General features: G+C 47.3%; 1 protein-coding gene. It reads left to right on the top strand.

Annotation, left to right across the window (positions count from 1 at the left end):
- Positions 1-4,022 (top strand): VCBS domain-containing protein (locus tag Q4557_RS19515; RefSeq protein ID WP_303414971.1); only part of this gene is annotated, 4,022 nt, incomplete at both ends.

Genomic DNA, 4,022 nt, shown 5'->3' with positions numbered 1-4,022 from the left:
GGCCTTAAAACCGGTGAGTCAGTTACCGATACAGTGTTAGTTCATAGCGTTGACGGCACTGAGCAAAAAATCACTGTCACCATCAATGGTACTGACGACAAAGCGGTGATTGCGGGCACCTCAACCGCCAACTTAACTGAAGATAAAGACGTTCATGGTGGACAGCTTCGCGTCGATGGTGCGCTGACGGTAACGGACCTCGATGCAGGTCAAAGCCAATTTACCGCCACCTCACTACAAGGTCAGTTCGGCACGTTATCGATTAACAATTTAGGCCATTGGACCTATGCCGCCGATAACTCGCAGCCGAACATTCAAGGCCTTAAAACTGGCGAATCATTAACGGATACTCTCATAGTTCATTCAGTCGATGGCACTGAGCAGAAAGTTACCGTCACCATTAATGGCACTGATGATAAAGCCGTGGTTGCAGGAACAAGTACCGCACAGTTAACCGAAGATAAAGATGTTCACGGTGGGCAGCTTCGCGTTGACGGCGCCCTCACTGTTACTGATGTCGATACAGGACAAAACCAATTCCAGGCCACTGTGCAACAAGGTCAATTTGGTGCGCTTTCTTTAAATGAATTAGGTTATTGGACTTACACTGCTGATAATTCTCAGCCAGCGATTCAAGGTCTGAAAACTGGCGAGTCGCTCACCGATACGCTAGTTGTTCATAGTGTTGATGGCACAGAGCAAAAAATCACTGTGACCATTAACGGCACTGATGATAAAGCGGTGATTGGCGGTACAAGTTCAGCACAATTAACCGAAGACAAAGACGTCCATCAAGGACAACTGCATGTTGATGGCGCATTAACCGTTACTGATGTTGATAATGGTCAAAATCAATTCCAAGCCACAGTACAACAAGGACAATTTGGCTCACTGGCGTTAAATGAATTAGGTCACTGGACTTATACGGCTGATAATTCACAACCATCTATTCAAAGTTTAAAAACAGGTGAAACGGTAACTGATACCTTAGTCGTTCATTCTATAGATGGCACCGAGCAACAGATCACAGTCACCATCAATGGCACTGACGATAAAGCTGTTATTACTGGAATTTCAACAGGTGACGTTGATGAAGGTCATGGCAGTTTTGGCGATATGTCACCAGATTATGCACAACCTGGTATGGCTAAACTTGGACAAGCTGCATTAACCGCTGATGGCAAGTTAGATATTGTTGACCCTGATACTGGTGAATCACAGTTTGACTCTAAAGGCGGTGCTTGGAACAATTCATACCACGGACAATATGGACATTTATTGTTAAACAGTGATGGAACTTGGCATTATGACGTGACGGTTGGCAGCGTAGATTGGGTCGGCAATAGAAAAACAACTATTGGCTCTACTATAGATAAACTCGGAGAAGGACAAACATTAACTGATACAATCACTATCCAATCAAAAGATGGTACTTCCCACGACATTGTTATTACCATTCATGGTGATAATGACCGCCCTTACTGTTCATCTGAAGTTGTGATTGTAAATGGCAGCGAAGATACCCGCCAAACTCTGACTACCGCACAACTGCTGGCTAATACCGTGGACGTCGATACAAACGATGCTGGATTACTCACAATTGAAAACCTGCATGCCGACCACGGCTCCATTTTGAACAATGGCGATGGCACCTTCACCTTTAGCCCAGAAAAAGACTATAACGGCGATGTCCATTTTAGCTATGACGTCAAAGATGCCCACGGTGGTGTGACACACACTGGCGCATCAACGACGCTCTCGGCGGTTGGCGATGCTGCCCAAATCGCTGGCGTTGATACTGGTTCAATAACCGAAAGCAGCGCGGGTGTCGACATGTCACCTGACTATGCTCACTCAGGCATAGCCACACTTGGCAATAAAACGCTATATGCCGATGGCAAGCTGACAATAACCGATCCGGATGTCGATGAATCAGGTTTTGAACGCCAAGGTAGCAATGGTTACGACTACCACGGCACCTATGGCGACCTAATCTTACTCACCGATGGCACCTGGCATTATCATGCTGATGCGGGACATAGAGCCGCTATTGGTGCAAGGCCCACAACTCGCGGCACCGCAATTGACCAACTCGGCGAAGGGCAAAGCCTAACCGATACTATTACGGTTCACTCAAAAGATGGTACAACACACGACATCGTTATCACCATTCACGGCAGTAACGACAAGCCCTATTGTTCATCTGAGGTGGTGCTACAAAGTGGCAGCGAAGATACCCGCCAAAACCTGACTACCGCACAACTGCTTACTAATACCGTCGATGTCGATAAAAATGATGCCGGATTACTGGCTATTGAAAATCTGCATGCCGATCATGGCTCCATTTTGAACAATGGCGATGGCACCTTCACCTTTAGCCCAGAAAAAGACTATAACGGCGATGTCCATTTTAGCTATGACGTCAAAGATGCCCACGGTGGTGTGACCCACACTGGCGCATCAACGACGCTCTCGGCGGTTGGCGATGCTGCCCAAATCGCTGGCGTTGATACTGGTTCAATAACCGAAAGCAGCGCGGGTGTCGACATGTCACCTGACTATGCTCACTCAGGCATAGCCACACTTGGCAATACAACACTCTATGCGGATGGCAAGCTGACCATTACAGACCCCGATGTAGGCGAGTCAGGATTTGAACGCCAAGGCAGCAATGGTTACGACTATCACGGCACCTATGGCGATCTAATCTTACTCACCGATGGCACCTGGCATTACCATGCCGATGCTGGGCATCTATCAGGTATAGGTGCTAGGCCCACAACGCGTGGCACTGCAATTGACCAGCTTGGTGAAGGACAAAGCTTAACCGATACGATTACAGTCCATTCAAAAGATGGTACAACACACGATATTGTCATCACCATTCACGGCAGTAACGACAGACCTTACTGTTCATCTGAAGTGGTGCTACAAAGTGGCAGCGAAGATACACGCCAAACCTTAACCACCGCGCAACTATTAGCGAATACAGTCGATGTGGATGCCAATGACGCCGGTAAACTAACCATTGAAAACCTACACGCCGACCATGGTTCGATATTAATTAATGGCGATGGCACCTTTACCTTTACGCCAGAAAAAGACTATAACGGCGATGTCCATTTTAGCTATGACGTTAAGGATGCCCACGGTGGTGTGACCCACACCGGCGCAACCACCAACTTAGCTGCAGTTAACGATAACCCTGATGTGACGCCTTTAACAGACAGTGTCAGTGAGGGGGCCGATAATCATCACACCCTCAATCTGCTAGTAAGTGCCACAGACAAAGACGGCGACGCTTTAACCATCAGTCACCTTGAATATGCCATCGATGGTCAACCTCAGTCGGGCCAACTTCCAACGGGCATTACCTTAGATACTGATGGGCATACGTTAATTGTTGATGCCACTGATCCCGCATTTAACCATTTGGCCAATGGTCAGTCGCAACAAATCGCTATCACTTATCAAGTAGAAGATGGCCATGGTGGAAGTACGCAACAAACCGCTACGCTCACCATTGCCGGGACAGATGATAAAGCCACACTGGTTTCTAATGTCATTCAGCTCACTGAAACACAAGCGCTGGATAGTGAATTTAAATTCTATAGAGGCCAGCTTCAGCTAATTGACCCTGATAGTGGTGATAACACTCAGTTTGTTTTTAGCGGGAAGTATTTAGGCCAAGGGGTTGAGCCTGGTCACCTTGATGTTTGGCCTAATGGCACTTATCAATTCAGATTAGAAGCTGTTACCAATCGTCATGCGGACGATCTCATTGGTAGCCTACATGCTGGCGAGTCGATGGAGCTCCCCTACGAAATCGAAACCAATGATGGTCAAAAGCTCACCATTATGGTGAAGGTGACCGGTGAAGATAACCAAGCAAAAATTGAAGTAACGCCCTACTCGACCCTCAATAATCATGTTTACGAAGATCACACTTCCTTTGGCAATACCACTAATCAGCTCAGCAGTGGCGGCACGTTACACGTGATTGACCCGGATCACGACCAAGC

Origin of the sequence: Shewanella sp. 5_MG-2023 (assembly GCF_030547465.1) — a bacterium.
Classification (GTDB): domain Bacteria; phylum Pseudomonadota; class Gammaproteobacteria; order Enterobacterales; family Shewanellaceae; genus Shewanella.
Note: the sequence above shows the minus strand (reverse complement) of the source record. Positions and strands in the feature narration are given on the sequence as shown.